Genomic DNA, 1,555 nt, shown 5'->3' on the forward strand with positions numbered 1-1,555 from the left:
ATGGTGACCTGGGCGTTGTTGCTCAGGGTCACGACCAGGTCGTTGGCCAGTACCGTGTTGATCTTGACGGTGAAGGTCGGTTTCACGTTCTCGGCCACCGACGCCTGGTCGGCGGTGATGGTGACCAGCACCAGGTCGCCCTGGTTGCCGGTGCCTGGAGTACCCGAACCTGGCTCGTCGGTGACGGTGGTGGTGACCGGGGCCTTGTCCAGGGTCAGCTGCTCGAACTTGCCGACGTCGGTGCCGCTGACCGAAGCGATCGATTTCACGATCGAGTCATTGGTACCGATGTAGACGTTGTCCGGCGCGGTGACGGTGGCAGTACCCACGGTGCCGTTGGCCGGCACGGTGATGGTGGTCTTGCCATCGTTCAGCGTGAAGGTCAGCGCCGAGTGGTTGTTGATCGGCAGGCCGTCTTTGTTGGTCAGCGTCACGGTGTAGGTGATCACGCCACCTTCGGTGACCGAAGGCGTAGCGGTCAGCTTCGCGATGACTTCGTCAGTGGTATCGGTCACCTGAACAGTAGCGCTGCCGCCCAGTTGCAGGTTTTCGAAGCCACGACCATCGACGTCCACAGCCGACTTGATACCCACGCTGATCTGACCAGCGTCGTTGTAAACGTCGTCGCCTTGTGCAGCGTGCTCGTAAGGCGCGCTGGTGTCGCCGGCCTTGATGGTCACCTTGGCATCGTTGCTCAGGGTCACGACCAGGTCGTGATCCAGTGCCTGGTTGATGTGCACGGTGAAGGTCGGTTTGACGTTCTCGGCCACCGAGGCCTGGTCGGCAGTGATGGTGACCTTGACCAAATCGCCTGCGTTCGGGGTGCCTGGTGTACCTGGGTTGCCCGGGGTGCCTGGCTCGTCGGTGACGGTGGTGGTGACCGGGGCCTTGTCCAGGGTCAGCTGCTCGAACTTGCCGACGTCAGTACCGCTGACCGAGGCGATCGACTTGATCACTGGGTCGTTAGCGCCGGTGTAGACGTTGTCCGGCGCGATGACGGTGGTAGTGCCCACGGTGCCGTTGGCCGGCACAGTGATGGTGGTCTTGCCGTCGCTCAGCGTGAAGGTCAGGGCGCTGTGGTTGTTGATCGGCAGACCGTCTTTGTTGGTCAGCGTGATGGTGTAGGTGATCTCGCCGCCTTCGGTCACCGAAGGGGTGGCGGTCAGCTTGGCGATGACTTCGTCAGTGGTGTCGGTGACTTCAACTTTCGCTGCGCCACCCAGCTCTAGGTTCTCGAAGGTGCGGTTGTCGATATCGACCGCCGACTTGATGCCCAGGCTGATTTCGCCCGCGTCGTTATAGACATCGTCACCTTGCGCCGCGTGCTCGTAAGGCGCGCTGGTATCACCCGCCTTGATGGTCACCTTGGCATCGTTGCTCAGGGTCACGACCAGGTCGTGATCCAGTGCCTGGTTGATGTGCACGGTGAAGGTCGGTTTGACGTTCTCGGCCACCGAAGTCTGGTCGGCGGTGATGGTGACTTTGACCAGGTCGCCTGCGTTCGGGGTGCCTGGTGTACCTGGGTTGCCCGGGGTGCCTGGCTCGTCGGTGACGG

The 1,555-nt window shown here is 62.1% G+C and carries 1 protein-coding gene; it reads right to left on the minus strand.

What is annotated here, in order from left to right:
- Positions 1–1,555 (minus strand): immunoglobulin-like domain-containing protein (locus ACQKPZ_RS28165; protein WP_427544553.1); only part of this gene is annotated, 1,555 nt, incomplete at both ends.

This window comes from Pseudomonas sp. NPDC089547 (assembly GCF_050280665.1).
GTDB lineage: Bacteria > Pseudomonadota > Gammaproteobacteria > Pseudomonadales > Pseudomonadaceae > Aquipseudomonas.